Genomic DNA, 25,805 nt, shown 5'->3' with positions numbered 1-25,805 from the left:
AGGCGGTTTCCGTGCACGTTCCGGGCGTGCTGGGGAAGGGGAGCCGTCTGGTGCACCGGCCCTGTGTCCTGGGGCTGGTCCTCCTCCAGGGTGCCCGGCCAAGTGCTCCCCGGCTCGGGGCCGGGCACCCGCCTCTGAAAGCACCCGTCCCACGAAAGGCCCTGCATTCCGGACCTCGCAAACCGAACGAAGACCCCGGACCCATGGCTTGAGCGGTCGGATCCTGGGTCTCACGACCCGGGCTCCCGGCCTGGACGAGGACCCCTGAACTCACGGCCCGAACCCGGACCCCGTGGCCCGGGCGAAGGCCCTCGAAAGCCCGCGCCGAACGAAGACGCCTGGACTTCATGGTTCGAGCGAGCGGGACCCCTCCCCGAGCGAAAGCCCCGGCCTGAACGACATGTGTTCCTGTCCACCCTCCGAACCAGGGTGGCCATGACCGACGACGAGCGACGTCTGATCAGCCTGCTCATCAGCACCCACCCCGGTTGGCGGTACGAGCGACACGACCTGCCCGGCCTGCCCCGATGGTGGGCCATCCGCTACGCCCTGACCAGCGTGGGGCCGGGGCCCGGGACGTGCTGGGCCGTACGACCCCGCACCGCCTGGTCCATGCGCTGACCCACCACAACCAGATCCTGCACACCCTCCGCCACTGAAGGAGAGCCTTATGTCCCCCCTCAAGGCCGTCGCCCCCGACGGCACCTTCGTCACCGGGCCCGACACCACCGAACGACTTCTCACCCCCGGAGAAGTGGCTCGGATCTTCGGCGTGGACCCCAAGACCGTGAACCGGTGGGCGCTCACCGGGAAGATTCCCTCGGTCAGGACACCCAGCAGGCAACGCCGCTACCGAGAAAGCGACATCAGGGCACTCCTCGACGCCTCGTGAAAGCGCGCCGCAGCCGGACGGTGGCGGCCACGGCGGGCCACAGGCGAGTGGCGAGGTTCCGCGTCTGACCGTCGAGCGTCACCCCTACGTGGTACGGGCGGAGCCGCCACCACCACCGTTTCCGCCGGTGCGTCCCTGAGTGTCCCTGCCGGGAAGGCCGGGACGGTCGGGACGGTCGGAGTCGGTCCTGGACCGTCCACCGGCGCCGCCTGCGCCGCCGCTTACGTCGCCGTTGTCGTTCGAGGGCCCGGGCTTCTTGTCGGGGCACGGCTCCGGCGCGGGCGGGACGCCACACGACTCGGTGTCGTAGGTGAGGGTCAGTTCGCCGTCGCCCTGGCGGACACCGACGGTGAAGGTGGATCCGGCAGGGCCGAGGCTCGACCCGCCGCCCCCGCCGCCGTACAGGGTGTCGGTGGAGGAGGAGCCACCTGTCTCCGGTTCTCCCGCGCCGGCCGGGTGGTCAGATGACGGGGTCTTCCCGGAGATCGTGGGCCGTGATCCGGTATCCCACCCTGGGCGTGGTGGTGATGGCCGGGGGGTCGCCGAGTTTGCGGCGCAGGCGGCCGACGGTGACCGTGACGGTGTTGGTCAGGGGGTTGGCGTGCTCGTCCCACACCTGTTCGAGCAGGTCCTCGGCACTGAGGAACGCGGGAGCGGCGCGGAGGAGGGCTTCGAGCAGGGCGAACTCTTTGACCGACAGATCCAGGTGGCGGCCGTCGCGGGTGGCGGTGCGGCGCAGCGGGTCGAGCTCGATGCCGGCCGCGCGCAGCGTACGGGGCTGGGCGGTGGGACGGCGGCGGGCCAGGGAGCGGATGCGCAGCACCAGCTCGGGGAAGTGGAAGGGCTTGGTCAGGTAGTCGTCGGCTCCCAGGGTCAGGCCGGTGACCCGGTCTCCGGGCTCGTCGGCCGCGGTCAGCATCAGGACCATGACACGGTCGTCGTGTTCAGTGATCATCCGGCAGAGGGTGTCGCCGTGGATACCCGGCAGGTCGCGGTCGAGGACGACCACGTCGTAGGCGTTGAGGTCGAGCTTGGCTGCGGCCTCCAGGCCGTCGTGGGCGACGTCCACGGCCATGCCCTGATCGCTCAGACCTTCGACGAGTACGGCGGCGAGGGAGCGCGCGTCCTCCACCACGAGCACCCTCACGCCGCGACCTCCGCCGGTACGGCCGCCGCCGGCAGCGAGATGACGACGCGGAGACCGCCTTCCGGCCGGGCCCGCAGGTCGAGGGTGCCGCCGTGCGCGGCGGCGACGGCTGCGACGATCGAAAGGCCGAGCCCGGAGCCGTCGCCGGAGTGGGTGCGGTCGGCGCCGAGTCGCTGGAAGGGCTGAGCCAGTCGGTCGACCTGTCGCTGGTCGAGGACGCGTCCGCCGGTCTCGACGACGAGCCGAGCCGTTGCGCCGTCGGTGGTGGTGGCGAGGAGGATCGAGCCGCCTTCGTGGTTGTGGGTGATGGCGTTGTCGATGACGTTGTCGATCATGCGGGTGATGAGCGTCCTGTTTCCCTGTGTCCACGCGCTGTCGTGCACGGTGCCCGGGGTGTCGGCGGCGGCGGGGGAGCGGACGGTGAGGTTGTTGGTGGCGATGTCGGCGGTCCGGGCGTGCAGGGCGGCGGTCGCCAGCTGGTGGAGTGAGAGCGTGGTGCGGTCAGTCAGGGCGCCGTGCTGGGCGCGGGCGAGCATGAGGAAACCTTCGAGCAGCCGGTCGACCTGGTCGAGCTCGGTGCGGAGCCGGTCGGCCAGCGCGGCGGTCTGCGCCGGTACGGGCTCCGGCTTGGCCAGGGCCACGTCCAGGGACGCGCGCATGGTGGCCAGCGGGGTGCGGAGTTCGTGGGAGGCGTTGGCGACGAACCGGCGTTGTGCGGCGAATGAGTTCTCCAGCCGTTCCAGCAGGTCGTCGATGGTGTCGGCAAGATCTTTGACTTCGTCGGCCGGGCCCTGGGCGGCCAGCCGCTCGTGCAGGTTGTCGGCGGAGATGCGGCGGGTGGCCGCGGTGATCATCCGTAGCGGGCGCAGTACCCTGCCGGCGATGAGGCGGCCCAGGACGAGCGACACCACGGCCATGACCGCGAGCGCCAGCGCCGAGCCGATCAGGAACTGGCGTGACTGGGCCGCGTGGGTGTCCGACAGCTGGGTCTGGAGCCATGCGATGCGTTCGGTGGCGGCGGCGAGCGTGGTCGGCTCGACCGGCGGGGTCCCAGGGGGTGCGGATCGGCTGACCCGCGTCCCTCCGAGGCCCACGAGGTTGGTGATGACCAGCAGTCCGACGGCGGACAGCAGGAACATGGCACCGTACAAGACGGTGAAGCGCAGTCGTACGGTGCGCGCCGGCCGTCGCCAGATTCGCATGGGTTCCAGGATGCCGTACCGGACCTAACAGCGGTGTGACAGCCTCTGTTCGGCCCGTGTTAGGGCCGGGTCCGTACAACCGGTCGCATGCAGGCAACCATCGAAGTCAGCGGGCTGCGCAAACGGTTCGGCCCGACCCTCGCGCTGGACGGCATGTCGTTCACCGTGCTGCCCGGCCGGGTCACCGGGTTCGTCGGCCCCAACGGGGCGGGCAAGTCCACCACGATGCGGGTGATCCTCGGCCTGGACGCGGCCGAGGAGGGTCAGGCGCTGATCGGCGGACGGCCGTACGTCGGCCTGCGCGACCCGCTCACCCACGTCGGAGCGCTGCTGGATGCCGGGGCGCTGCAGCCGAGCCGTACCGCGCGCAACCATCTGCTGTGGCTGGCCCACTCCCAGGGCCTGGACGGCAGGCGGGTCGATGAGGTGCTCCAACAGGTGGGCATGCGGTCCGCCGCCCGGCGCAGGGCGGGCGGCTTCTCGCTGGGCATGCGCCAGCGGCTCGGTATCGCGGCCGCGCTGCTCGGGGACCCGCCGGTGCTCATGCTGGACGAGCCGGTCAACGGCCTTGATCCCGAGGGCGTCGTGTGGATGCGCGGCCTCCTGCGGTCACTGGCCGGCGAAGGGCGGACCGTGCTGGTGTCCAGCCATCTGATGAGCGAACTGGAGGACACCGCCGACCATCTCGTGGTGGTGGGCAAGGGCCGCGTCATCGCCGACACCAGCGTGGCCGATCTCATCACGACCGCCTCCCGAGGCCGGGTCACACTGCGGACGGCGGCGCGTTCGGCGGCGATGTCCGCGCTGGGTCACGCCGGCGCCACCACGGCCGTCACCGACCACGACACGATCGTCGTCTCCGGGCTGTCGTCGGAGCACGTCGTGGCCGTACTCAACGCCGACGCGGTGCCGTTCTCCGAGGTGGCGACGTACCGGGTGACGCTGGAGCAGGCCTATATGGACCTCACCGCCGACGCGGTCGAATACCGGGGAGCGGCACGATGAGCGCCATTCCGCGCCGTTCCTCACACCACGCGGAACCGGGGGCCGGACGCGGAGGGTTCGGGCGGTCGCTGCGCGCCGAGTGGACCAAGTTCAGGACGGTGCGCGGCTGGGTGGTCGCCCTGACGGCAGCGGCACTGGTCACCGTGCTGCTCGGGTTGCTGTCCGCGTCCAGCGGCCACGCCTCGTGCGGCGCCGGTCCGGTCGAGGTCGCCTGTCCTCCGCCCCTGGTGGGTCCGGGCGGCGAGGCGGTGGACGACAAGTTCTATTTCGTGCACCGGCCGCTGGTGGGGGACGGCGGCATCACCGTCCGCCTCACCTCCATGACCGGCCAGATCCGCAAGCCCGATGTCACCCCGGGGCGGCGCAACGTGGTTCCCGGCCTCGTGCCGTGGGCGAAGGCCGGAGTCATGATCAAGGAGAGCACCAGGCAGGGCTCCGCCTACGCGGCGGTGATGATGACCGGCGGGCACGGGGTGCGGATGCAGCACAACTTCACCCACGACGTGGCCGGCCGGGCGGGCGGCGTCTCCCGGCAGTCGCCGCGCTGGCTCCGGCTGACCCGCTCCGGCGACACCCTCACCGGATACGAGTCCGTCGACGGCACGGACTGGACGCGGATCGGCACCGCGACCCTGGCCGGACTACCGCAGACCGTACAGATCGGGTTGTTCGCGGCCTCCCCCGGGGATCTGACGGTCACGCAGGGGGATCTCGGCGGGTCCGTCGCGGCGGCCCGCTTCACCGAAGCCACCGGTGAGTTCGACCAGGTCAGGCTGGAGGGCAGCACGTCCGGCGCGTGGCGCGACGACGACATCGGCGTCACCGTCGGTCCCGACGGGGTCGAGCACCACCCGGGCCGCGCCGGCCAGTCCGGTGGCACCTTCTCCGTCACCGGCGTCGGCGACATCGCGCCGACCATCGAGGGCCCGACCGCGGAACGTCCCCTCAGCGGTGCGCTGACCGGGCTGATCCTGGTGATCGTGGTGGCGGTCATGTTCGTCACCGCCGAGTACCGGCACGGCCTGATCCGCGTCACCCTGCTGGCCGGCCCGCGCCGCGGCCGGACGCTGGCGGCCAAGGCGCTGGCGCTCGGCCTGGTCACCTTCGCCGCCGCGCTGCCCGCCGGTGCGATCACGTTCACGGTCGGCGGGCGGATCCTGCGCGGCAACGGCAACGCCGTCCTCCCGGTGTCCCTGTTCACCCAGGTGCGCATCGTGGTCGGCATGGCGGCGCTGTTCGCGCTGGCCGCCGTGCTCGCCCTCGCCCTCGGCGCGCTGCTGCGGCGCAGCGTCGCGGCGGTCGTCACCGCGATCACGGTGATCGTGGTCCCGCACGTCCTCGCCACCACCTCGGTCCTGCCCGACAGCGCGGCGCAGTGGCTGCTGCGCCTCACCCCGGCGGCCGGCTTCGCCACGCAGCAGAGCGTCCCGCAGTACGCGCACGTGCTCGGCCACTACGCGCCCATCGCCGGGTTCTACCCGCTGCCGCCGTGGGCCGGTCTGGCCGTGCTGGCCGGTTATACGGCGCTCGCCCTCGGCTTGGCCGTCCTTCGACTCCGCCGGAGGGACGCATGAGACGTCCCCGTCGGGACCTCTTCCCGCGTCGCGGGAGGAGCGCATGAGAGAGCACCTGCATGCGGAGTGGACGAAACTCCGTACCCTGGCCGGCACCGGCTGGCTGCTGCTCGCGATCGTGGTGCTGACCGTCGCCGTCAGCGTCGCGGCCTCCGCCGTCGTGTCCTGCGCCTCGGAAGGCTGCGGCTACGACCCCGCCAAGATCGGTCTTTTCGGGGTCCAGGTGAGCCAGGCGGTCGTCGCCATCCTGGCCGTGTCGGCGATCACCGGCGAGTACGGCACCGGCATGATCCACCTCACTCTGACCGCCATGCCGCGCCGGGTCGGCGTCCTGGCCGCGAAGGCGATCATTCTGGTCGGCTTGACCCTGATCGCCGGAAGTGTCGCCGTGCTCGCCTCCGCGCTGGCCACGCGGCGCATCCTGCTCGCCAACGGCTTCCCCGCCGACATGCTCCTTCTCACCAGCGGTCCCATGGTGCGCGCCGCCGTCGGTTCGGTCCTCTATCTGGCGCTGGTCGCCCTGTTCAGCCTGGGCGTCGCCACCGCCGTACGGGACTCCGCCACCGCCATCGGGGTCGTGCTCGGCCTGCTCTACCTCTTCCCCGCCCTCATCCTCATGGTCGCCGACGATGACTGGCAGCGGCTTCTGTGGCAGATCTCCCCGATGAATGCCGGGCTCGCCATCCAGGCCACCACCCACCTGTCCAGCCTTCCTCTCAGCCCATGGGCCGGCCTGGGCGTCCTCGCCGCGTGGGCCGCCGCGGCGCTCCTGGGCGGCGGGCTGCTCCTACGGATGCGCGACGCGTAGCCGCCGGCGTGGGTGAAGCAGTCCGGGACCCCCTTCGGCGCGGACCCGGCGACCGACGCCGCTACCGGGAAACCGACATCAACGATGCTCGACTCCCTGACCACGACGTCAGGGGCATGAACGCCTGAGAGCGCGTCAGGCGAGCTGATGCCCCCTTCGTCGTCGCGGCCGGTCGGCCATCGTTCGGCCTACGGGCTTCACGCCGTAGGGCCTTACACGGATACCTACCGTCGAACGTCCTGCCGAAGGCCGGTCGTCGCGGGACCGGCCGGAACGGCGGGGGTCCGAGGCCATGTCCAGGCGGAGCGCAGGACGAAGGCCAGGAGCAGTACCTCGATTCCGATGGAGAGGCCATAGAAGAAGGCCCAGTCCCAGGACTCCCCTACCGCGTTGAACACCGAGTAGGGGATGTAGAGCGACGCGACGACGAGGTTCGTGGCGCGGTTCACCCGGGCGGGCAGCGTCATGGAGAGCATCACCATCAGGGCCGGGATCGCTACGGACGCGAGCATCACGGTCAACAACGTCGGGCTGACGTCGAACTCGAAGACGACGCCGGCGCGGACGCCGTCGATGACGCCGGGCTTGTAGAGGTGGAAGTAGTCGACGTAGATGTAGAGGAACATGAAGCCGGCCCATGCGGCGGCGAGCTTGGCCTGAACGGGGACCGGGGGGTCGTCGAGCAGGTCCGGGGTTTTCGTTCGGATGGTCACCGGTTCTTCTTTCGGGAGGAGCGGTCCCCTGCGCCGGAGCGGCGGCAGGTTCGGGCGTGCACACGCACGGGTCGGGTCGTTCTCGCCGGTCCGGTCGTCAGACGGTGACGACGACCTTCCCTCGGGTGTGGCCGGCCGCGACGTGGCGGAGGGCGTCAGCTGCTTCGTCGAGGGGGTGGGTGCGGTCGATGACGGGCGTGACCTGCCCGGTCGCGAGCAGGTCGGCCAGGGTGAGCAGGTCCTGGCGCTTCCCGACCGACGTGAAGGGCCTCAGCCGCTGACGGGTGAACCCGGACAGCACGCGCGCTTTGACGATCCGGCCGAGGGGGCCGATCCGGCGGCCGCCGCGTCCGCTGTTGGGGATGAGGGTGCCGGTGGGCGTCAGCGCTCGGCGGACAGCCGCCAGGGGCTGGGCTTCCACGTTGTCGAGGATGACGTCGTAGCGCTTCCCGGTGCGGGTGAAGTCGGTCTCGGTGTAGTCGACGACGTGGTCGGCGCCGAGCGACCGGACCAGGTCGACGTTGCGGGTGCTGCACACCCCCGTCACCTCGGCGCCGAACGCCTTGGCGATCTGTACGGCGAAGGAGCCCACGCCGCCCGACGCGCCCGTGATCAGCACCGCCTGGCCCGGTCGAACGTTCGCGATGTCGCGCAACGCCTGCAATGCCGTCATGCCGGACGTGGGCACCGCCGCCGCGTCCACGTCCGACAGGTTGGCGGGCACGGACACGAGGTGGTCCGCCGGGACGCGGGCGTACTCCGCGAGCGTTCCCGTGGTGCTCCAGCCGAACACCTTGTCGCCGGGTCGGAGAGCGGTGACGTCCTTCCCGACCGCCGCCACCACACCGGCGAGGTCCCTGCCAGGGATGCCGTGACGCGGCCGGCGGAGCCCGAACACCAGACGCACCACGTACGGCTCACCGGTCATGACGAAGTAGTCGCCAGGATGTACTGCGGTCGCGCCCACCTGGACGAGCACATCGCCTCGACCGGGCAGCGGTAGCCCGACCTCGGCCATCACGAGCACGGAGGGCGGGCCGTAGCGGTGCTGGACGGCGGCCCGCATCGTCGCCGCCCCGGCCGGACTCGCCTCCGGCATTCGTTCAGTCCCCACAGAAGCCTCCTCCGAGCCGCGACGCCCGCTGTTTCGTACACCGTACGTCGTACACCGTACGAACACGTACACCGTACTATGGACGTACGCTGTACGACTGTCAAGCCGTACGAGCGAGCGAGGAGACCCGTTGGCTGCGAGGGAACAAAGGCGGGTCGTGTCCGACGCGGGGCTGAGCAAGCAGCGGGTGGTGGAGGAGGCGATCCGGCTCGCCGACCGCGAGGGGGTCGACGGGCTGAGCATGCGCCGGCTGGCCGGCACGCTCGGCGCGGGCGCGATGTCGCTGTATCACTACGTGGCGAGCAAGGAAGAGCTGCTGGACGCCATGATCGACGTCGTGTTCGAGGAGATCGAGCTCCCGCCCGAAGGGACCGACTGGCAGTCGGCGATACGACGGCGGGCGGTGTCCGCCCAACAGGTTCTCGCACGCCACCCGTGGGCGAACGGCCTGATGGAGTCGCGGACGTCGCCAGGGCCCGCGACCCTCCGCCACCACGAGGCGGTCACCGCCTGCCTGCGGAGGGCCGGCTTCTCGGCCTTGATGGCGACGCACGCCAACTGGTTGCTCGACAGCTATGTCTACGGCTTCGCCCTGCAGGCGGCCAGCCTGCCGTTCGGCACCGCCGACGAGCTCGCGGACGTGATCGAGGACGCCTACCTACCCCAGCTTCCTCCTGACGAGTTCCCCTACCTCAACGAGTCCGCCGCAGCGCTCGTCGCCGCCGGCTTCGACCCGGCGAAGGAGTTCGTCTTCGGCCTCGACCTCGTCCTGGCCGCCCTTGAGCCCCTGCGAGTGCCTCAGTGAGCCCCCATCCGTGATGCCGTTAGGTGAGTGGCTTTGTAGCGTCCCCGCCACCACGACCGGCCGGGACGTCGCCAAGAAGGTGCCGGGAAATCGCCGGGCGATCCCGTGGGCGGTTTGGAGGGCGGGCCGCCGATCCGCGGCGCCGGTGGCAGGCCTCAGGTTTTCTCCTCCCGCGAGGCGCAGCCGTTCAGGATGGTCCTGACCAGGGTCTGGACGACGTCCCGGTCGACGGTCTCCGGTGGTGCGGTGACCAGGGTGAACAGCGCGCCCCCGTAGAGCGCGATCAGGGTGGGAATCTTCTCGCGGGGGAGGGTGAGACCGAGTTTGTCGTGCTGCCCTGCGGTGATCCGCACCGCCGCCTCCCCCAGGCCCGCGAGGGCCGAGGCGAGCGCCGGGCGGCGTACGGACTCCAGCTGGAGCTCGAAGATCGCCAGATAGCGGTCGCGCAGTGTGGTCGCCGCCGTGAACAGCGACTCGGTCAGCAGGTCGTCCAGCGTCGCGGGCCGGTCGGTGGCCTGGTCGGTGGCCTGGCCGGTGTCTGTGTGGTGCAGCTCGACGACGCGCTCCGCGGCGGCCACCAGCAGCGTCTCCCGGTCACGGAAGTAGTTGGAGGCGGTTCCCGGCGGAAGGTCCGCCTCCTTCTCCACCGCGCGGTGGGTCAGCCCGTGCACGCCCGACGACGCCAGCAGCGCGATGGCGGCATCGGTCAGGGCGCGGCGACGGGCCGGATTGGTGGGCGGCATACGGCCACGCTATACCAGTAGGCGTACTAGTACGATCGTAGTGAATCGAGGAGGTTCCATGAGGATCGTGGTGGTCGGCGCCGGGCTTGGAGGAGTGGCGGCCGCGGTCGGGCTGCATCGCCTGGGCCATGAGGTGACGCTCTTCGAACGCGGCGCCGAGCTCAGGGAGGCGGGGACCGGGATCGTGGTCATGCCCAACGGGCTCCGGGCACTGGACACGCTGGGGCTGGCCGAGGACATCCGTGGGCACGTCATGCGTGAAGGCCGTGGAGGGCTGCGCGACCGGCACGGACGGCCGCTGCTGATCACCGACGTGGCCCAGGTGCGGGAGCGGATCGGGATTCCCGTCATCATCGACCGGGCGCGTCTGCACCGGGCGCTACGCGCCCCGCTCCCCGCCGAGCGGGTGCGAACCTCCACCCCGGTCGAGCGTCTGGAACCCGACTCCACCGGGGTGACCGTGATCGCCGACGGTGAGCCCGTCGCCAGGGCGGACGTCGTGATCGCCGCCGACGGCATCGGCAGCAGGCTGCGGGCTCAGCTCTTCCCCGGCCACCCCGGGCTGCGGCGGACCGGCCGGATGGATCTGCGCGGCATGCTGCCCCGCCCGCCCGGTCTGGTGACGGACCTGCTCACCAGCCAGCTGGTCGACCGCCGCACCGGGGCGATGTTCGGCCTGTACCCCGTCGGCGAGGACCTCCTGTACTGGTTCACCGACTCCGTCCTGTACGGCACGCCGCCGGACGCGGCGGAGGCGCGCCGGTGGATGCTGTCCCTGACGGCCGACTGGCATCCCCTCGTCGCGACGCTGATCGAGGCCACCTCGCCCGCCGACATCTACGTCGACCCGATCGCCCGCCTGGCCGCGCCCCTGCCCTCGTTCGCGGTCGGCAGGGTCGCCTTCCTCGGCGACGCCGCGCACGCCATGCCGCCCGACCTCGGCCAGGGGGCCAGCCAGGCCTTCGAGGACGCCGCCGCGCTGACCCGCCACCTGACCGGCGCGGAACCGGCGGACGCCGCCCGGCGGCTCCTGCGTTACGACGCCGAGCGCAGGCCCGGCGCCAACCGCATGATGCGGGCGGCGTCCCGGCAGTCATGGTTGACCTCCCGGACCGGCCTCGCCGCGTCGCTGCGTGACGCCCTGTTGCGCGCGGTACCGTCCCGGCTGGCCACCCGGCAGCTCGCCGCCCTCTGGCGCGTCTGAAACCGGGACTCGGAACATTCGACGGGCTGTGCGTTCCGGTCCTCCCGCGCCGGTGTGACTCCGGGCCTTGTCTCCACGGGGTGTCGCACGAATACGGCGGAAAGACACCCCGGAGCGGACCGGGGGTGTTCATCCAATCCGTTCGCACCATCGCCGAAGAGATTCGGAGAGTCCGGCTCCGGGGTCATTTCCCGGGCATGAGGACGGTGTCGACGATGTAGACGGTGGCGTTACGGGTGGGGACGTTGCCGCACACCACCCGGGCGTCGCCGACCATGTAGTCCCGGCCGGAGCCGGTGGTGGTGACCTTGCCGCCCTGCAGGGTGGTGAAGCTGCCGTGCCGCAGGTCGGTGGGGGTCTTGCGGCCGGGGACGACGTGGTAGGTGAGGATGGCGGTCAGGGTCTTCTTGTCGGCCAGCACCTTGGTCAGCGTCTTTTTGTCGATCTTGGCGAAGGCGTCGTTGGTCGGGGCGAAGACGGTGATGCCGTCGGCGGAGTTGAGGGTGTCGACGAGGCCGGCCTTCTTCACCGCGGCGACGAGGGTGGACAGGGCGGGGTTGTTGGAGGCGGCGGTGGCGACGGGGTCGTCGGCCATGCCGGTGAAGCTGCCTTCTCCGGAGGCGGGAACCGCGGAGCAGGCCATGCCGAACGGTGTGTCGGCGACGGGCTCGGCGGCGGAGCCGGTGGCCATCGGAGCGCTGCCGGTGGAGGTCGGGGCGGCGCCGCTGCCGGAGGGGGCGGCGCCCGTGTCCGCGTTGGTCTGGCCGCTGGTGCCGCCACAGGCGGTCAGGGACGCGGCCAGGGCCAGCAGGGGCAGGGCGGCGGCCAGGCGCTTGTTCGTGATCATGAGTGAGGTTCCTTACCGGGGTGAGGCGGGGGCGGGTGGAAAGGGGGTGAGCGGGGCCGCGGACGGCCGGTAGATGACCGCGATCACGATCGGTGTGGTGCGGAGGTGTCTGAGGCCGTCGTCGCGATCGGGCCCGCCGGTGCGGCGGGCCCGCCGTTGCGGCTACCTGGTGGGCATGAGGACGGTGTCGACGATGTAGACGGTGGCGTTGCGGGTGGGGACGTTGCCGCACACCACGCGGGCGTTGTTGACCTTGTAGGTGGTGCCGGAGCCGGTGGTGGTGACCTTGCCGCCCTGCAGGGTGGTGAAGCTGCCGCGCCGCAGGTCGGTGGGGGTCTTACGCCCGGGGACGACGTGGTAGGTGAGGATGGCGGTCAGGGTCTTCTTGTCGGCCAGCACCTTGGCGAGGGTTCTCTTGTCGATCTTGGCGAACGCCTGGTTGGTGGGCGCGAAGACGGTGATGCCGTCTGCCCCGTTGAGGGTGTCGACCAGGCCCGCCCTCTTCACCGCGGCGACGAGGGTGGACAGGGCGGGGTTGTTGGAGGCGGCGGTGGCGACCGGGTCGGCGGCCATGCCGGCGAAGCTGCCCTTGCCCGTGCTGGGCACGGCCGAGCAGGCCGGGCCGAAGGGCTGCCGGGCCGTGGCCGGGGCGACTGCTCCTCCTCCTGCGGCGGTGGCGTGCGGGGCGGAGGCGAGCGCGACCGAGCCGGTCATCGAGACGGCGACGGCCGTGATCGGCAGTGCGGCGAGGACGTGACGGACGTTCATGTTCTGGCATCTCCTGTGTCTGGTGGATGGGTTTGCTGAGGGGGTTCAGGTGACGGTCACCAGGACCGTGTGCCAGCCGGTGGCGCCGTCCGGGATCGGCGGCACCCGTTCGGCGGGCTGGGTGTGGCCGGTGGCGTCGGTGGCACGGACCTCAAGGCGGTGCTGTCCGGGGGAGGCCTGCCAGGTCGTACGCCACTGCCGCCAGGTGTCGGGCCCCGCGGAGGCGGCCAGGTCGGCTTGCCGCCAAGGACCGCCGTCGACGCGGACTTCGACGGCGGCGACGCCGCGGTGCTGCGCCCACGCGGTCCCTGCGACGGTGACGCTTCCGGCGGATACTTCCGCGAAGGGTTTGGGCACCTCGATGCGGGAGGCGGTCTTGATCGGCGCTCGTTCGGCCCAGCCTCGCCGGGTCCAATACGCCTGCTCGTCGGCGAAGCGGGTGAGTTTGAGGTCGGTGACCCATTTGGTGGCCGAGACGTACCCGTACAGGCCGGGCACGATCATCCGCGCGGGGAATCCATGGGCGGGCGGCAGCGGGCGGCCGTTCATCGCGACGGCCAGCAGCGCGTCGCGTCCGTCCAGCACCGACTCCAGCGCGGTGGAGGCGCTCCACCCGTCTACGGAGCGGGACAGGATCTGATCGGCTCCGGCCTGTACTCCGGCCTCGCGCAGCAGTGCCGCCAGGTCGACGCCGAGCCAGCGGGCGTTTCCGGCATATGGACCGCCGACCTCGTTGGACACGCAGGTCAGGGTGATATCGCGCTCGGTGAGCGGGCGGGCCAGCAGGTCGGCGAAGGTGAGCTCGATCGGGCGGTCGACCAGGCCGTGCACGCGCAGCGTCCACTCCTGGTGCGGAACGCGCGGGACGATCAGCGCGGTGTCGACCCGGTAGAAGGAGTTGTCGGGAGTGGTGAACGGGCCGAGCCCCGGCACGTTCAGCCCGACCTCCGGCGGAAGCGGCCGGGCCGGGTCGGCGGGAGGCGGCAGCGCCAGGAAGCGGCCGTCGGCGGAGGTCTGGCGGGCCGAGGTGATCACCCTGCCGGCGCCGCCGCTCAACACGGCCACTCCCAGCAGGGCGGCACCGCGGGTGAGCAGCGCCCGCCGGTCGGCTCCCGGCGCGGGTGCCGGTGGCTGGATGGGACGGTCGTGGCGCGGGACGCCGAGCGTGATACGGCTCTCAGGCCCCGGACGGGGGCGGCGGTGGGTGTACAGCAGGGCTAACGTCCCACCCGCCGCCCCCACCGTGGCGGGCAGCACGTCCACCGGGCCGGCTCCCGGCCGAGACAGCGCCGCGGCCCCGGCGAGCGCCGCGAGCCCTGCCAGGGCCGCGATGGCCAGGCGCGGACGCCGGGGCGCGGCCGTTCCGACGGCCGCCGACGCGACCGCGAGCACGGTCACCAACCCCAGAAGCAGGACCGGTTTGTCGGCGGTGCCGAAGGCGCGGACGGCGAAGTCCTTCAGCCACGCCGGGCTCAGGTCGATGAACGCCGACCCCACCGCGAGCAGCGGACCGGCCTCGGGCCGACCTGCCAGCGCGGCGGTCAGCTCCGCCGTCCCCAGCGCCAGAGCCGCGGCCAGCACGCCGAAGACCTCCGACACCCAGGCTCCCGGCGTCTGGGCCCCCGTAACGGGGGCCGTTACGCTGTGGGCCGGTGTCTCATCAGTCACATCAGGGCTTCGGAGCCACCGCGGAAACGGATGGGCGCCACTTTCCCGGCGGAGGGAAGATCAGGCAGCGGACACGTCGACCAGCAGCAACGGCGTGCTGGTCGGCTGCCGCGAGCCACCGGCAGGCTCCACCGTCACCCCCACCTGACCCACATCGGCCCCGAGAGCGCTCAGCACCGGCACGGTGCCTCCGGACCCGCTGGAGGCAAGCAGGCCGGCCGAGGTGATCCGTCCCGGCGCGAGCTGCCACAGCTGGTAGACCCGGCCTGCGGGCGGATCACCCAACCCGGCCGCCCAGAACACCAGCGCACCCTGTGAGCGTGACAGCACCACCGTGCCGCGCCCACGCCCGCCCCCGGCGGACGGCGTGGTGGCCGGAGTGGTGACCGCCCGGGCGTCATCCGCGCCCAGCACCGCGGCGATTCGCTGTTCCGCGCGCCGGGCCTGCGCCAGTTCCTGACGCGCCTGCACCGTGCTCACGCCGAGCCCGGCCACCACGGCCAACGTCGCCGCCACACTCACCGCCGCCGACCACGGCCGCCACCTGATTCCCCGTAGCCGCCTGGAGGGCGCTGCGGGTGGCAGCACCGGCGGCAGCTGACGCACCTGGTGGATCTCGGCCAGCACCCGCGTCCGCAGGCCGGGCGGCGGCTCGGCCGCCACCGCCAGGCCGAGGCGCGCGGCTGCCTCGGTGAACCCGGCGACCTCCTGAGCGCACTCGGCGCATCCGGCCAGATGCCGCTCGAAGCGGCGCCGCTCGCCCTCATCGTCGATGGCGTCCAGCGCGTAGGCACCTGCCAGGGCGTGCGGGTCGAACCCGTCCTCTCGTTCCCTCATCGGTCCACTCCCAGGCAGTCGCGCAGCCGGATCAGCCCATCGCGCATCCGTGTCTTGACCGTCCCCAACGGGGCCTTGACCAGTTCGGCGACCTCCCGGTAGGAGTAGCCGCCGTAGTAGGCGAAGGTGACCGACTCACGCTGCAACTCGGTGAGATTGCCCAGGCAGCGGCGCAGCCGCTCACCTTCCAACCGGCCCACCACCAGCTCCGACACCTCATCGAAGCAGCGATGCGGCTCCAGCCGTGCGGCCCGTTCCTCCCGGTCGGCGCCCGCCTGCGCCGCACGCACCCGGTCGATCGCCCGCCGGTGTGCGATGGTCAGCGCCCACGCCATCACCGATCCTTTGCCCGGATCGTAGCGGGCGGCGCTGCGCCACACCTCCACCAGCACCTCTTGGGCCACCTCCTCGCTGTGCGCCCGATCCCGCAGCACCCGCAGCACCAGCCCGAACACCTGTGGCGCCAGCACCTCATACAGCCGCTCGAACGCCGCCCGGCCGCCCCTGCCGACCTCCTGCAGCAACTCCTCCAGCCCCGGCGGGCCGCCATCCGGACGGTCCTCGCCCACCGGCGACCGGTCACGCGCTCCCATGCGGATCCTCCTGCCCCGACCGGCACAGCACCGGCCACAAAAGCTTCGGAGCCATCCGCGTACCGGATGGGTGACACACCTGGTTGCGGCACCCGCGATGTGCCCGGCGGGCGGCAGGACCGGTTCGGCCGGTCACGAGCCGGACGATGATGATCATGGTCGGCGCGCTGCGGCACGATCCACCCCCGTCGTCGCGTTCTCCAGGAGCGGCGGAGAGTGCGGGCGCTCCGAGGGGCGGCGAAGAACACGGATGCAAAAACCATTACCCTTCGAACTCGATCCATTACATACTGTGCTGGAAGTGCCTTGAGGGATCTTCCTTAACCACCCAGAAAAGGAGAAACCACCATGAAGGTAACGACCTCCGCCGCTCGGATCGCCGCCACCGTCGGCGCTCTCGGGCTCATCGCCCTGGCCTGTGCGACCCCGGCCTCGGCCGCCGTCCCCACCTCGACGACCACCGCGACGGCCGGCGACATCTGCCTGTGGAGCGGGCGCAACTACACCGGCGCCTCGTGGTGCTGGAACCCCGGCAACGGCTACGTCGACGTCCCCCCGGCCCTGCACGACAACGTCGGCTCCTTCAGGGCCCAGGCCAACGGCTGCTTCATCAACTGGATCCACGTCCCCGACCGTAAGGAGACCCGCGTCGTGCGTAGCGGCGACTACCGCAGGGTCTACGACAACGACTTCGGCGGCAAGATCGACGCGGTGGCGCCCTCCTGCTGATCCGGCGACATCCCGTCAGACAAGGAACCCGGGCCGTACGCGGCCCGGGTTCCGTCTGGGCGGGGTCAGGCTCCGCCGAAGGTGAAGCGGAGCAAGCCCTTGTCCAGGCGGGCCATGCCGGGGATCACCCGCATGATCCCGCAGCGGATACGTTCGCCGCGCGGCATCTTCGCCACCTCGGGAGAGGTGATCAGCCGTTGTCGCTCGACGAGCCGCAGGTCGGAATTCCAGCGCTCCACGTCGTGTGGGTCGTCGAACCCCTCGTTGACGGGAGCCCCGATCGTCCTGATGGCCGGTACGACCCTGCGCATCATCCGGCTGGAGAGCTTGGAGAAGCCCAGCAGGAGGATCTCGCCTCTCTCGAAGTGGGCGGTGATCCGGCGCAGCAGCCTGACGAAGGTGGGCCTGGTCATCCACGGGTAGAGCCCGTCCATGACCACGACCACCGGCCGATCCGCCGGCAGCGCCTCCAGCCAGCCGTCCTCGTCGAGCGACAGGGCCAGCGCGTGGACGCGGTCGGTCTCGTCGTAGAGCTTCGCGCGTACGGCCATGATGGCGGGCAGGTCCACGTCGTACCAGTCCACGCCGGGCGGGGGATCGATCCGGTAGCCGCGGCTGTCCAGTCCGCATCCGAGGTCGAGCACGACCGCGTCCGGGTGGCGGGCGATGAACCGGCGCACCCATCGGTCGAAGTGGACGGCCCTGATGCTGACGTTGAGCCGCTCCTTCTCCTCCAGCCGGGGGGTCGGCTGGAGGCGTCGCCAGTCGTAGTCGAGAGCCTGGGCGGCCTTCTCCGCGTACGGGTCTCCCAGGATGGGGTCGTCCGACCTGGCGTCCAGTGCCCGTGCGTGCAAGGTGATGAGAGAGGTCTCCTCGATGCCGGAGAGCCCGGCCGTACTTATGCCTGGCATGGTGACCGCCGTTTCCCTGATCGCTGAAAACTTTACTAACGATAGCTTTAATGCGGCAGTACGGCTCTGGCAAGCGCTAAAGAGCAAGATCCTTGGATGATTATGTGATTCACGGTTAATATGATCAAGAGGGTGTGGCCGAATCCGATACGGTCGACGCGTCGTGGATGGACGGAGGGGCGGGGCGGATGCCGGAGGTTGAGCAGACGCGATCGCGTCCACGACGCGGTAGGCCGCCGGGGAACCGGCGCGCGTTGATCCTTCGCGAGGCCGCCCGTCTGTTCCACGAGCGCGGATTCCACGGGACGAGCATCATCCAGATCGGTGCCGCGGCCGGAGTGAAGGGGCCGACGGTGTATCGGCACTTCCCCGACAAGAACGCCGTGCTGGTCGCCCTGATCGAGCAGAGCGCGGAGCGCTCCGAAGCGGAGATCGCCCAGATCGTTCGCGAGGGAGGAAGCCCGCGCGAGGTTCTGGAGCGGCTGGTCCACGCCCAGGTCCGCCAGGCCGTCGACGACGGTCCGCTGTCCGCGGTCGCCGCCCGTGAGCTGCGCAGCCTGTCCCCCGAGACGAGCGAGCCACTGCTACGGCGCGGGCGGGCCAACCTCCAGGAGTGGGTGCGCCGAATCGTCGGAGCACGACCCGAGCTGACCGAGGACGAGGCGCGGGCGCTGGCGGTCGGCGCGAAATGGCTGATCTTCACCGTCGCGACCGGCCACGTGGGACTCGACGACCACCTGCTGCACCGCCTCATCGTCCGCATGACACTGGCCATGCTCCTGCCCGGCCGCTCGCACCGGGCTCCGGCGGACCCGGCACCCGCGGTGACGCCCGCACCCCTGGCGGACGGCGACCGGCGTGAACTGATCATCCGGGAGGCCGCGCGCCTGTTCGTCGAGAAGGGCTACCACGCGACCGGCATGGACGAGATCGGCGAGGCGGTGGGCGTCACGGGGCCTGCGCTCTACCACCACGTCAAGGGCAAGGACGAGCTGCTGCTGGCGGTACTGCAGGCCGAGGCCGACCGCGCCGAGGCCGAGGTCGCGGAGACGTACGTCGTGGACGGCCCGGCGGAGCGGCTCCTGGAGGCACTGGTACGCAGGCGGGTGCGCAGGGCGCTCACCGACGCCCACCTCATGGCGGTCGTCGAGCGGGAGTCGTACGGCCTGCCGCCGCGACGGCGACAGGCGCTGCTCCGCCGCCGACGGCTCAACCACGAGGAATGGACGCATCTCGTCTCCGAGTCTCGTTCCGACCTGCGCGACCCCGAGGCCCGCGCGGTGGTCGACGGAGTCAGGGCCCTCATCTTCGGCCTCGTCATGTCCGGCACGTCACTCGTCGGCGACCGGCTGGAGGCCGTGACACTCGATGCGGCGCTCGCCGTACTGTTCCCGGCCGAGGCGGGGGAAGCCGTCGGCCGGCCGAGGTCGTGTGGTTAGGTGGCGCATGGACATCGACCTCGCCGCGCTCCGTGCCGCGTTCGACGTCGGGACGTGCGGGCCGCCCCTGGGCTGGGACGCCGTGCGTGCCTTCGAGGCGGAACACGGGATCGTCCTGCCGGAGCCGTACCGGACGTTCGTCGCCGAGGTCTGTGACGGGTCCCGCTCGGGGCCGCCGGACTTCGGGCTGGTGCCGTTGGCCGAGCTGCCCAGGGACTGGGGGGACCGTCGGCCGCGACGGGTCCTGGCCCTGCCCTTCCCGCTGACGGCGGTGTGGGCGTGGGAGGACGATCCACGCCCGTCGGAGGAGATCGACCCTCTGCTCGAACGGGTCTTCTATCACGGCTCGATCGTGCTGGGCACCGACGGGTGCGGCATGTACTGGCACCTCGTCGTCAGCGGCCCACACCGGGGGCACGTCTGGCAGATCAGCGGCGAGGGCGCCGTCCCCTTCGGCGCGGAGTTCGGCACCACCACGGGGAGTTCGGGGTTCGCCGGATGGGTCGAGCACTGGGTCGCGGGGAGGCCCTGGTTCGACGTCTGAGGGTCACGGCGCGGCGCCGTCCGGTCGAGCCGCTCACCGGGCGCGACCGGCGACCACGGCGGGATCAGGCGTGACCGTGACCCGGCACGACCAGGCCGCCCTCGTAGGCCGCGATCACGGCCTGCACCCGGTCACGCAGGCCGAGCTTGGTGAGGATGTTGCTGACGTGGGACTTCACGGTGTGCTCGCTGAGGACCATCGTGGCGGCGATCTCGGCGTTGGACTGTCCCAGGGCGATCATCCGCAGGGTCTCCTGTTCCCTGGCGGTCAGCACGTCGAGTTCTCCGGCCGGTGGCCTCACGGCCTGGACCCGGGAGGTGAACTCGGCGATCAGCTTGCGGGTGACCGAGGGGGCCAGCAGCGACTCACCGGCCGCCACCACGCGTACGGCGTGCACCAGGTCGTCCCGCCGTACGTCCTTGAGCAGGAACCCGCTCGCGCCCGCCCGCAGCGCCTCGAACACGTAGTCGTCGAGGTCGAACGTGGTCAGCATGAGCACCCGGCACGGCGTCTCGGCCGAGACGATCCCGGCCGCCTCGATGCCGTCCATCCTGGGCATCCGGATGTCGAGCAGCAGCACGTCCGGCCTGTGCGCACGGGCCGCCTCGACGGCCTCGACCCCGTCCCCCACCTCGGCGACGACCTCGATGTCGGGCTGGGCGTCGAGGATCATGCCGAACCCGGTCCGGACGAGCTCCTGGTCGTCGGCGATGACGACACGCAGGCCGCTCACGCCGCCACCCCGAGGGGAAGACGGACGACGACCTCGAAGCCGGGGCCGTCGGAGCGCGGTCCCGCCGAGGCGGTGCCGTGGCAGGCGGCGGCGCGCTCACGGATGCCGATCAGGCCGTTACCGCCACGGGGGAGCGCGCGCGAGGCTCCCTTGCCGTCGTCGGTGATGTGGATCATGAGTTCGTCGTCCCGCCAGTCGAGTCGGATGTCGGCGCGGGTGGCGCCGGAGTGCTTGACGATATTGGTGAGCGCCTCCTGGGTCACCCGGTAGGCCGCGACGTCGACGTCACCGGGGAGCGGGACGGGGGTGCCGGTGACGACGTAGTTCACGGCCAGCCCGGGGTTCGCGACCTGGTCGGTCAGGCCGGGCAGGTCGGCGATCGTGGGCTGCGGCGCGCGCTGCCCCTCACCCTCCTTGAGCACGCCGAGCAGCCTGCGGAGCTGGGTCATCGCGTCGCGCCCCGAGGCGGCGATCGCGTCGAACGTGGCCTCGGCCCGGTCGGGATCGCTGCGCACCACGACCGGCCCGGCCTCGGCCTGGACGACCATGAGGCTGACCGCGTGGGCCAGGATGTCGTGCATGTCCCTGGCGATGCGGGCCCGCTCGCGCTCCACGGCCCGTTCGGCCTCGATCCGGCGTTCGCGCTGGAGCTGGGCGGCCCGCTCCTCAAGGGCGGCGGCGTGGCTCCGGGAGACGGCCGCGGCCCGGCCGACGGCGTAGGCGGCGACGAACAGCACGACGCCGCGCACCGCCGTGTCGGACGACCCGGTGAACGCGAGCCCGCCGACGGTGGCCATGGCCAGCGCGATGACACGCGGCCACCGGGAGGCGTAGGCGGCGGCGGAGTACATCGCCACCAGCGCGCCGTACCAGACGGGCTGGGCGGCGACCCGGTCGGACAGGTCGTAGAGGGCGACGGCGCCGAGGATGACGATGAGCGTGACCACCGGTGCCCGCCGCCGCCACATCAGGGGCACGGTAGCCGCGAGCACGACGGCGTACCCCCACCAGCTCAACGACTCCCGGGCGGAGGAGAGGAGCGGCCAGAGCTGGACCACCAGGACCAGCGCGGTGAGTGCCACGTCCAGCTGGAGTGCCGGGATGGCGCGCAGCCGATCAAAAAGGGGCATAAGGCGCATTCTCTACTCGTCACACAGAAGCCGGTACGGCGGGCTCGACCACACGGTGCCGGCCGTCGGCCAGGCGGGACTCGCGGGACACCCGGGCCAGCGCCAGGAAGGAGACCAGCAGGCAGGCGCCACCCAGCGGCATCAGGTCCTTGTCCACGAACGGCACCAGCACGTCGGCGATCACCAGGACGGGCGTCCACGCCTTGACGCGGCGCTGGGCCGCCAGCTGTACGACCAGGCCGATCTGGGCGACGAAGAACAGCAGCGGACCGAAGTCGTAGACCACCTGCTGAACGCCGGGAACCGCCTGGACCTGGTCGAACAGCACGCCCATCTCGGCGTGGTCGGCTGCCCGGAACCCCAGGACGATGTCGATGGAGAACTGGGCGATCAGTGTGGCGATGCCGACATATCCGGCGGAAGCCAGCCCGGTGGCCAGGGGCCCGCGACCGGCCAGCCTTCGCATCTCGTGGAACGCCATGGCGAAGAACACCAGGGCCCCGACGAAGGCCAGGTGCCCGGTCGTCCAGGCGACGCCGGGGCCGCGAACACCGTCCAGGCCGTCGAGGATGCGGAGCACGCCGTAGGCGAAGGTGAGGACGGGGGCGGCGACGAAGGTGATACGGGGGTTCATCTCGTTGACTCCTTGGTGAGGCTGACCTCCTTAATCCTGGTTTTTCACGACTTTGTGGACATCGCCGCGACGAGCGAACTCCCACCCCCCTCTCAGGAGGGATCCACCGGACCGGACAGGCTCCTGAGAGGGGGTCCCCACCGGTCTTGCCGACGGAGTGCCGTCACCTGAGGGCTCTCATCGGCTTGCCGTGCCGTCCCCTTCGGAGGGGACCATCCCCGCGTGCGCGGGGAGCACCCCCTCCCCGTATACCCGACACTCAGGCACAGGGGACCATCCCCGCGTGCGCGGGGAGCACAAGCGCCAGGTTGTCGCCGACGAACAAGACCTGGGACCATCCCCGCGTGCGCGGGGAGCACCCTTGGTGACCTGGGGGTTTATCGGCGTGAGGGGCTGAAATTCATTACTTCTGTTGAGTTGGACATTTCGGGCATGGTGTCTCTTGGGGAGAGGTGAACGCCGGTAGCCAGGGTAGTGGCCGACCGGGCTTTAGGGTGGCTTCGCGGTTCGTGGGGTGGGTGTCCACAGCCTGTGGAATCAACGCGGGGCCGTACGGATGAAAAGGCCTCAGGCCCGGGTTCGGGGTGACCGGGCCTGAGGGGTTTGGGGTGTTGGATCAGCCGATGGCGTAGGCGCGGGTGATCGTCTGGGTCAGGTCGGTGCCCGAAGGGTCGGTCACGGTCGCGCGGAGGGAGACGAAACCGGGCGTACGCGGGTTCGGCACCATGCTGGTCCACCCGGAGCCGGTACGGACTACCGGGATCCGACGCCAGTGCGCACCGTCGTCGGCCGACATCTCCAACCGGATCGAGGTCCGGCTCGACGACCACCCCGAAGCCCCGGCCGAGGAACCGGAGGAAGTCCCAGCCGAAGAATCGGCCGAGGAGTCCGAGGAAGGCCCGGCCCCCGCCCTCGGGGGCGCCGATCTGCGTGGTGCTCCGGTCGAGGCTGAAGGAACGGCGGCCGTCCAGCCAGATCTTGGCGGTGTCCGGCGCCAGGGTACGGCCGCCCGCCAGGTCCTTCCACGCCTGGGCCGTGCCGTTCTTGGGCAGGTGGAAGGCGGCCATGCCGAGGCCGTCGAGCCGCCGCAGACCCCGCGCGCTCCCGAGGGCGGGGGCCGGGCCGTTCTCCGACCGGGTGATCAGTGGGATGTCGGGGGTGTCGGCGTCGCCGTACCGCCACTGGAGCAGTTGGGCGACGTCGAACAATCGGGGGTCGAGCGCCCCCTTGGCGATCAGGGGCTGGGCGTCGAAGGGGGTCACGTGCAGGTGCCCGTCCCGCGTCCGGCTCGCGAAGACGACCTCCGTACGGCCGGGGCCGGGGATGATCCGGTGTCCACGGCCGACGATGACGACGCGGTCCCCGGTGATCAGGGTGACCCCGTCGGCCGGTTGAGGTGGTTGGGAGGGAGGCGTCGGGGTGACGCCCAGGGCCGTCGCCGCGAGAGCGACGGCGAGGAACGGTTTGCCGAAGATCATGGCCTTCCTAGGGGTTGAGGGGGATGTGTTCGCCCAGGGTGCGGAATATCCTTGCTTGGGAAGTTCGTCCGTCCACTCGGTGGCCAACGCGATGGAATCCCTGGGCAAGGTCACGCTTCCGTCTCCGCCGAGAAGGAAGTTGGTGCGCTTCACCTGGGCGGTCTCGGGGTCGACGACCAGCTTGATCTCCCAGCTGTGGTCGTCGGGATCGGGGATGGCCAGTGCCTGGCCGCCCTCGACCGCGCCCGTGCTCCTGACCTCCGGTGTCGTGGCGAGAGCCTTGAACGCCGCGGCGCGGGCCTCGGGGGGCGTCGGCAGTTCGGAGATGAGCGTGATCAGGGGGAAGAGCGGTTCGTCTCGCTGCTCGGACAGGCTCATGTCGGCGGGGTTTCCCTGACGCTGGACGATCCAGGTCTTCAACGCCTCGGGATCGGTCGGCAGCCCTGCGAGGTCGTCGAGGCTGATGTCCGCGCCCTTGAGGGAGAGCGGGTTCCTGCTCCACAGGACGTCGCGCTCGCCCCCGGAGAGCGCGGCGAGCGCCCTGGCCAGATGCGGCCGCATGCGCTGGGCGGTGACGGAGGTGACGACCCGGTTCTCGTGCCCCTCGGCGTCGGTCAGCTCATCCGCTTCGGTGATCAAGCTCTTGTCTCCGACATGAGCCTGCCTTTCGGTCGGTGGGTGCTCTCACCATCTCTTCGCCGCAAAGCCAGATCATCTTCCCGTAGGGCAGAAACCCATCCCGCACAGCAGAAAGCTGCCGCGCCCCTCCAGCTCAGCGGGGACGCGGCGGCCGTACGGCGACGCCTCACCGTTGTCCGTGCGACCCTCGCAGGGCGAGGGCCGTGGTGACCGTACCGAGGACGGTGACGACGGCGAGACCGAGGATCATGGAGCGGGCGGAGGCGACCAGGGACGAGCCGCCGAGACTGAGCAGGATGCCCGCCAGGGCCGAGGCGACGGTGTAGGCGATGAGCTGGGTGGTGCTGAGCGCCGCGGCGGCCTTGGCGCCCTCCCGTTCGTCGTCGGTGCTGCGCATCGCGGCGACGCTCAGGTGCGGGTAGGCGACGCCGATCCCGACCCCGGCCAGGACCAGGACGGCCGCCCAGAGCGCGACGAGCGGCCCGGAGGCGTCCGCGCTCTGGAGGAAGCCGTACGCGAGCAGACCGGCGGGCAGCAGGAACGATCCGCAACGGACGGCCAGGGTCTTGGACCGTTCGGCGGTGATGCCCACGCTGAACAGCTGGGAGACGACCCAGCCCGCGGAGACGGCGGCGCCGAGGAAGCCCGCGACGAGCGGGTTGAGGCCGCCGAGCCGCTGGCCGAACAGCGGGATGAAGTTCTCCGTCATGACCCCCGCGCACAGCACCGCGACGGTCAGGTAGATCCACTTCAGGCCGTTGCCCCCGAGATAGGTCAGCCGGGGGAGCACGGTCGCGGCGCCACGCCTGTCGACGACGACGAACGCGACGACGAGCACGGCGCCGACGGCCACCCCGCCGAGGGTTCCCCAGCCCTGGGGCAGGGTCGAGGCGACGCTGAACGCCGCGGCCGCGAGGGTCAGCACGGCCAGTGAGAGCACGGGTACGGCTTCGCGGTCCGCCTCGGACCGGGTGTGGCCGGGAAGCGCGCGGCGGGCCAGGGCAGCCAGGACGAGCGCGACGGCGGCGAGCAGGCCGAAGGCCCACCGCCACGCGCCGAGCTGGGCGAACAGGCCGCCGAGGGTGGGGCCGACGAGGGTGCCCACACCCCACATGGCCGAGACGAGTCCCGCCGCTCGGGCCCAGAGCCGGTCGGGCAGCGCGCCCCGGATCACCGCGTATCCGAGCCCGGCCAGCAGGCCGCCGCCGAAGCCCTGCACGACCCGGCCGACGAGCAGGAGTTCCATCGTGGGGCTCAGCGCGTTCAGGGCGGCCCCGGCGGCGAAGACGAGGAAGCCCAGGACGTAGGCGCCGCTCGCCCCGAGGGACACGAGGAGGCGGCTGACGAGCATCGAGGCGATGACCGCGGCCATGAGGAAGCCGGTCGCGACCCAGGCGTAGTACCGCTCTCCGCCGACCTCCTGGACGATCGAGGGCATCAGGGCCGCGGTGAGGTAGAGGTTCATCGCGTAGAGAGCGACGCCTCCGGCGAGAACGAGCGCCGCGGCCAGGTGATCACGGCGGAACAGGTCTCCCCAACTGCCTGGGCGAGGACCTTTTTCCGGGGAGCGCGGAGGTGTTTTCCCGATATCTTCCGTGGATGACGCTGCCATGGCCGGTAAGCTATGACCTCAAGTCCACTTGAGGTA

Annotated in this window: 26 protein-coding genes; 10 read left to right on the top strand and 16 right to left on the bottom strand. The window is 71.2% G+C overall.

The genetic code is table 11. The features are described from left to right. Positions 1-435 precede the first annotated feature (435 nt). The gene (locus ACFOYY_RS07420; RefSeq protein WP_362911369.1) at positions 436-621 is read left to right on the top strand and encodes a hypothetical protein; all 186 of its coding nucleotides are present in this window, start codon (positions 436-438) and stop codon (positions 619-621) included. 49 nt (positions 622-670) lie between these two features. Next, entirely contained in the window at positions 671-892 is a 222-nt protein-coding gene (locus ACFOYY_RS07415) for a BldC family transcriptional regulator (RefSeq protein WP_352011268.1), read from the top strand. A gap of 460 nt (positions 893-1,352) precedes the next feature. On the opposite strand, the gene ACFOYY_RS07410 is transcribed toward ACFOYY_RS07415, so the two are convergent. Beyond that, positions 1,353-2,039: a response regulator transcription factor gene (locus ACFOYY_RS07410; RefSeq protein WP_362781515.1), complete on the bottom strand. Its 687-nt coding sequence runs from the start codon at positions 2,037-2,039 to the stop codon at positions 1,353-1,355. Then, positions 2,036-3,241, bottom strand: a complete 1,206-nt coding sequence (locus ACFOYY_RS07405) for a sensor histidine kinase (protein WP_386188834.1) — start codon at positions 3,239-3,241, stop codon at positions 2,036-2,038. Before ACFOYY_RS07405 ends, ACFOYY_RS07410 begins: the two co-directional genes overlap by 4 nt. An 87-nt stretch (positions 3,242-3,328) precedes the next feature. Here ACFOYY_RS07405 and ACFOYY_RS07400 point away from each other — a divergent pair, with 87 nt between their 5' ends. The 3 genes from ACFOYY_RS07400 to ACFOYY_RS07390 are packed head-to-tail and all read left to right on the top strand — an operon-like array spanning position 3,329 to position 6,628. Next, the gene (locus ACFOYY_RS07400) at positions 3,329-4,246 is read left to right on the top strand and encodes an ATP-binding cassette domain-containing protein (RefSeq protein ID WP_386188832.1); all 918 of its coding nucleotides are present in this window, start codon (positions 3,329-3,331) and stop codon (positions 4,244-4,246) included. After that, entirely contained in the window at positions 4,243-5,820 is a 1,578-nt protein-coding gene (locus ACFOYY_RS07395; RefSeq protein ID WP_386188830.1) for an ABC transporter permease subunit, read from the top strand. The genes ACFOYY_RS07400 and ACFOYY_RS07395 overlap by 4 nt, the downstream gene beginning before the upstream one ends. Before the next feature lie 43 nt (positions 5,821-5,863). After that, positions 5,864-6,628, top strand: coding sequence for an ABC transporter permease (locus ACFOYY_RS07390; protein ID WP_386188828.1), 765 nt, complete (start codon positions 5,864-5,866; stop codon positions 6,626-6,628). 224 nt (positions 6,629-6,852) lie between these two features. Here ACFOYY_RS07390 and ACFOYY_RS07385 read toward each other — a convergent pair whose 3' ends face one another. After that, positions 6,853-7,341: a DUF6326 family protein gene (locus tag ACFOYY_RS07385; protein WP_386188826.1), complete on the bottom strand. Its 489-nt coding sequence runs from the start codon at positions 7,339-7,341 to the stop codon at positions 6,853-6,855. Between the two features lie 97 nt (positions 7,342-7,438). Further along, complete coding sequence (locus ACFOYY_RS07380) at positions 7,439-8,455, bottom strand: NAD(P)-dependent alcohol dehydrogenase (RefSeq protein WP_386188824.1); 1,017 nt, start codon at positions 8,453-8,455, stop codon at positions 7,439-7,441. Positions 8,456-8,612: 157 nt separating this feature from the next. Here ACFOYY_RS07380 and ACFOYY_RS07375 point away from each other — a divergent pair, with 157 nt between their 5' ends. Further along, positions 8,613-9,260, top strand: coding sequence for a TetR/AcrR family transcriptional regulator (locus ACFOYY_RS07375; RefSeq protein WP_386188822.1), 648 nt, complete (start codon positions 8,613-8,615; stop codon positions 9,258-9,260). A gap of 155 nt (positions 9,261-9,415) precedes the next feature. On the opposite strand, the gene ACFOYY_RS07370 is transcribed toward ACFOYY_RS07375, so the two are convergent. Continuing rightward, the gene (locus ACFOYY_RS07370) at positions 9,416-10,003 is read right to left on the bottom strand and encodes a TetR/AcrR family transcriptional regulator (protein ID WP_386188820.1); all 588 of its coding nucleotides are present in this window, start codon (positions 10,001-10,003) and stop codon (positions 9,416-9,418) included. A 58-nt stretch (positions 10,004-10,061) separates the two neighbouring features. Between ACFOYY_RS07370 and ACFOYY_RS07365 the strand changes: the two genes are divergently transcribed. Next, complete coding sequence (locus ACFOYY_RS07365; RefSeq protein ID WP_386188818.1) at positions 10,062-11,207, top strand: FAD-dependent monooxygenase; 1,146 nt, start codon at positions 10,062-10,064, stop codon at positions 11,205-11,207. A gap of 184 nt (positions 11,208-11,391) precedes the next feature. Here ACFOYY_RS07365 and ACFOYY_RS07360 read toward each other — a convergent pair whose 3' ends face one another. The 5 genes from ACFOYY_RS07360 to sigK all read right to left on the bottom strand — a co-directional run bounded on the left by ACFOYY_RS07360 (position 11,392) and on the right by sigK (position 15,920). Further along, positions 11,392-12,054, bottom strand: a complete 663-nt coding sequence (locus ACFOYY_RS07360; protein WP_386188816.1) for a fasciclin domain-containing protein — start codon at positions 12,052-12,054, stop codon at positions 11,392-11,394. A 162-nt stretch (positions 12,055-12,216) separates the two neighbouring features. After that, positions 12,217-12,822, bottom strand: a complete 606-nt coding sequence (locus ACFOYY_RS07355) for a fasciclin domain-containing protein (protein WP_386188814.1) — start codon at positions 12,820-12,822, stop codon at positions 12,217-12,219. A gap of 45 nt (positions 12,823-12,867) precedes the next feature. After that, positions 12,868-14,421 (bottom strand): molybdopterin-dependent oxidoreductase, encoded by a 1,554-nt coding sequence (locus ACFOYY_RS07350; RefSeq protein ID WP_386188812.1) that lies wholly within the window; start codon positions 14,419-14,421, stop codon positions 12,868-12,870. 129 nt (positions 14,422-14,550) lie between these two features. Then, positions 14,551-15,327: an anti-sigma factor gene (locus ACFOYY_RS07345; protein ID WP_386188810.1), complete on the bottom strand. Its 777-nt coding sequence runs from the start codon at positions 15,325-15,327 to the stop codon at positions 14,551-14,553. After that, positions 15,324-15,920: an ECF RNA polymerase sigma factor SigK gene (gene sigK, locus ACFOYY_RS07340; protein ID WP_352011247.1), complete on the bottom strand. Its 597-nt coding sequence runs from the start codon at positions 15,918-15,920 to the stop codon at positions 15,324-15,326. The genes ACFOYY_RS07345 and sigK overlap by 4 nt, the downstream gene beginning before the upstream one ends. A gap of 348 nt (positions 15,921-16,268) precedes the next feature. Between sigK and ACFOYY_RS07335 the strand changes: the two genes are divergently transcribed. Then, a complete protein-coding gene (locus ACFOYY_RS07335; protein ID WP_386188808.1) occupies positions 16,269-16,649 on the top strand; it encodes a peptidase inhibitor family I36 protein in 381 nt (126 codons plus the stop codon). 65 nt (positions 16,650-16,714) lie between these two features. Here ACFOYY_RS07335 and ACFOYY_RS07330 read toward each other — a convergent pair whose 3' ends face one another. After that, entirely contained in the window at positions 16,715-17,560 is an 846-nt protein-coding gene (locus ACFOYY_RS07330; RefSeq protein WP_386188806.1) for a class I SAM-dependent methyltransferase, read from the bottom strand. Positions 17,561-17,814: 254 nt separating this feature from the next. Here ACFOYY_RS07330 and ACFOYY_RS07325 point away from each other — a divergent pair, with 254 nt between their 5' ends. Next, positions 17,815-18,999 carry a TetR/AcrR family transcriptional regulator gene (locus tag ACFOYY_RS07325; RefSeq protein ID WP_362911386.1) on the top strand — a complete coding sequence of 395 codons (1,185 nt, stop codon included), beginning with the start codon at positions 17,815-17,817 and terminating at the stop codon, positions 18,997-18,999. 7 nt (positions 19,000-19,006) lie between these two features. Further along, positions 19,007-19,543, top strand: coding sequence for an SMI1/KNR4 family protein (locus tag ACFOYY_RS07320; protein WP_386188803.1), 537 nt, complete (start codon positions 19,007-19,009; stop codon positions 19,541-19,543). A 64-nt stretch (positions 19,544-19,607) separates the two neighbouring features. Here ACFOYY_RS07320 and ACFOYY_RS07315 read toward each other — a convergent pair whose 3' ends face one another. The 5 genes from ACFOYY_RS07315 to ACFOYY_RS07295 form a co-directional block, all read right to left on the bottom strand. Further along, entirely contained in the window at positions 19,608-20,276 is a 669-nt protein-coding gene (locus ACFOYY_RS07315; protein ID WP_386188801.1) for a response regulator, read from the bottom strand. Further along, the gene (locus tag ACFOYY_RS07310; RefSeq protein WP_386188799.1) at positions 20,273-21,406 is read right to left on the bottom strand and encodes a sensor histidine kinase; all 1,134 of its coding nucleotides are present in this window, start codon (positions 21,404-21,406) and stop codon (positions 20,273-20,275) included. Before ACFOYY_RS07310 ends, ACFOYY_RS07315 begins: the two co-directional genes overlap by 4 nt. A 19-nt stretch (positions 21,407-21,425) precedes the next feature. Then, a complete protein-coding gene (locus tag ACFOYY_RS07305) occupies positions 21,426-22,040 on the bottom strand; it encodes a hypothetical protein (protein ID WP_386188797.1) in 615 nt (204 codons plus the stop codon). A 377-nt stretch (positions 22,041-22,417) separates the two neighbouring features. Beyond that, on the bottom strand, positions 22,418-24,157 hold the full coding sequence (locus ACFOYY_RS07300) for a hypothetical protein (RefSeq protein ID WP_386188795.1): 1,740 nt from the start codon (positions 24,155-24,157) through the stop codon (positions 22,418-22,420). 166 nt (positions 24,158-24,323) lie between these two features. Next, on the bottom strand, positions 24,324-25,769 hold the full coding sequence (locus tag ACFOYY_RS07295) for an MFS transporter (RefSeq protein WP_352011238.1): 1,446 nt from the start codon (positions 25,767-25,769) through the stop codon (positions 24,324-24,326). Between the last annotated feature and the right edge of the window lie 36 nt (positions 25,770-25,805).

The organism is Streptosporangium jomthongense (assembly GCF_042650425.1).
Classification (GTDB): Bacteria; Actinomycetota; Actinomycetes; order Streptosporangiales; family Streptosporangiaceae; genus Streptosporangium.
Note: the sequence above shows the minus strand (reverse complement) of the source record. Positions and strands in the feature narration are given on the sequence as shown.

Bases quoted from the DNA above. Each gene is read 5' to 3' on its own strand.
- ACFOYY_RS07420 (WP_362911369.1), top strand. From the start codon at position 436: ATGACCGACGACGAGCGACGTCTGATCAGCCTGCTCATCAGCACCCAC.
- ACFOYY_RS07415 (WP_352011268.1), top strand. From the start codon at position 671: ATGTCCCCCCTCAAGGCCGTCGCCCCCGACGGCACCTTCGTCACCGGG.
- ACFOYY_RS07405 (WP_386188834.1), bottom strand. From the start codon at position 3,241: ATGCGAATCTGGCGACGGCCGGCGCGCACCGTACGACTGCGCTTCACC.
- ACFOYY_RS07400 (WP_386188832.1), top strand. From the start codon at position 3,329: ATGCAGGCAACCATCGAAGTCAGCGGGCTGCGCAAACGGTTCGGCCCG.
- ACFOYY_RS07395 (WP_386188830.1), top strand. From the start codon at position 4,243: ATGAGCGCCATTCCGCGCCGTTCCTCACACCACGCGGAACCGGGGGCC.
- ACFOYY_RS07390 (WP_386188828.1), top strand. From the start codon at position 5,864: ATGAGAGAGCACCTGCATGCGGAGTGGACGAAACTCCGTACCCTGGCC.
- ACFOYY_RS07370 (WP_386188820.1), bottom strand. From the start codon at position 10,003: ATGCCGCCCACCAATCCGGCCCGTCGCCGCGCCCTGACCGATGCCGCC.
- ACFOYY_RS07365 (WP_386188818.1), top strand. From the start codon at position 10,062: ATGAGGATCGTGGTGGTCGGCGCCGGGCTTGGAGGAGTGGCGGCCGCG.
- ACFOYY_RS07360 (WP_386188816.1), bottom strand. From the start codon at position 12,054: ATGATCACGAACAAGCGCCTGGCCGCCGCCCTGCCCCTGCTGGCCCTG.
- ACFOYY_RS07355 (WP_386188814.1), bottom strand. From the start codon at position 12,822: ATGAACGTCCGTCACGTCCTCGCCGCACTGCCGATCACGGCCGTCGCC.
- ACFOYY_RS07345 (WP_386188810.1), bottom strand. From the start codon at position 15,327: ATGAGGGAACGAGAGGACGGGTTCGACCCGCACGCCCTGGCAGGTGCC.
- sigK (WP_352011247.1), bottom strand. From the start codon at position 15,920: ATGGGAGCGCGTGACCGGTCGCCGGTGGGCGAGGACCGTCCGGATGGC.
- ACFOYY_RS07335 (WP_386188808.1), top strand. From the start codon at position 16,269: ATGAAGGTAACGACCTCCGCCGCTCGGATCGCCGCCACCGTCGGCGCT.
- ACFOYY_RS07330 (WP_386188806.1), bottom strand. From the start codon at position 17,560: ATGCCAGGCATAAGTACGGCCGGGCTCTCCGGCATCGAGGAGACCTCT.
- ACFOYY_RS07320 (WP_386188803.1), top strand. From the start codon at position 19,007: ATGGACATCGACCTCGCCGCGCTCCGTGCCGCGTTCGACGTCGGGACG.
- ACFOYY_RS07310 (WP_386188799.1), bottom strand. From the start codon at position 21,406: ATGCCCCTTTTTGATCGGCTGCGCGCCATCCCGGCACTCCAGCTGGAC.
- ACFOYY_RS07305 (WP_386188797.1), bottom strand. From the start codon at position 22,040: ATGAACCCCCGTATCACCTTCGTCGCCGCCCCCGTCCTCACCTTCGCC.
- ACFOYY_RS07295 (WP_352011238.1), bottom strand. From the start codon at position 25,769: ATGGCAGCGTCATCCACGGAAGATATCGGGAAAACACCTCCGCGCTCC.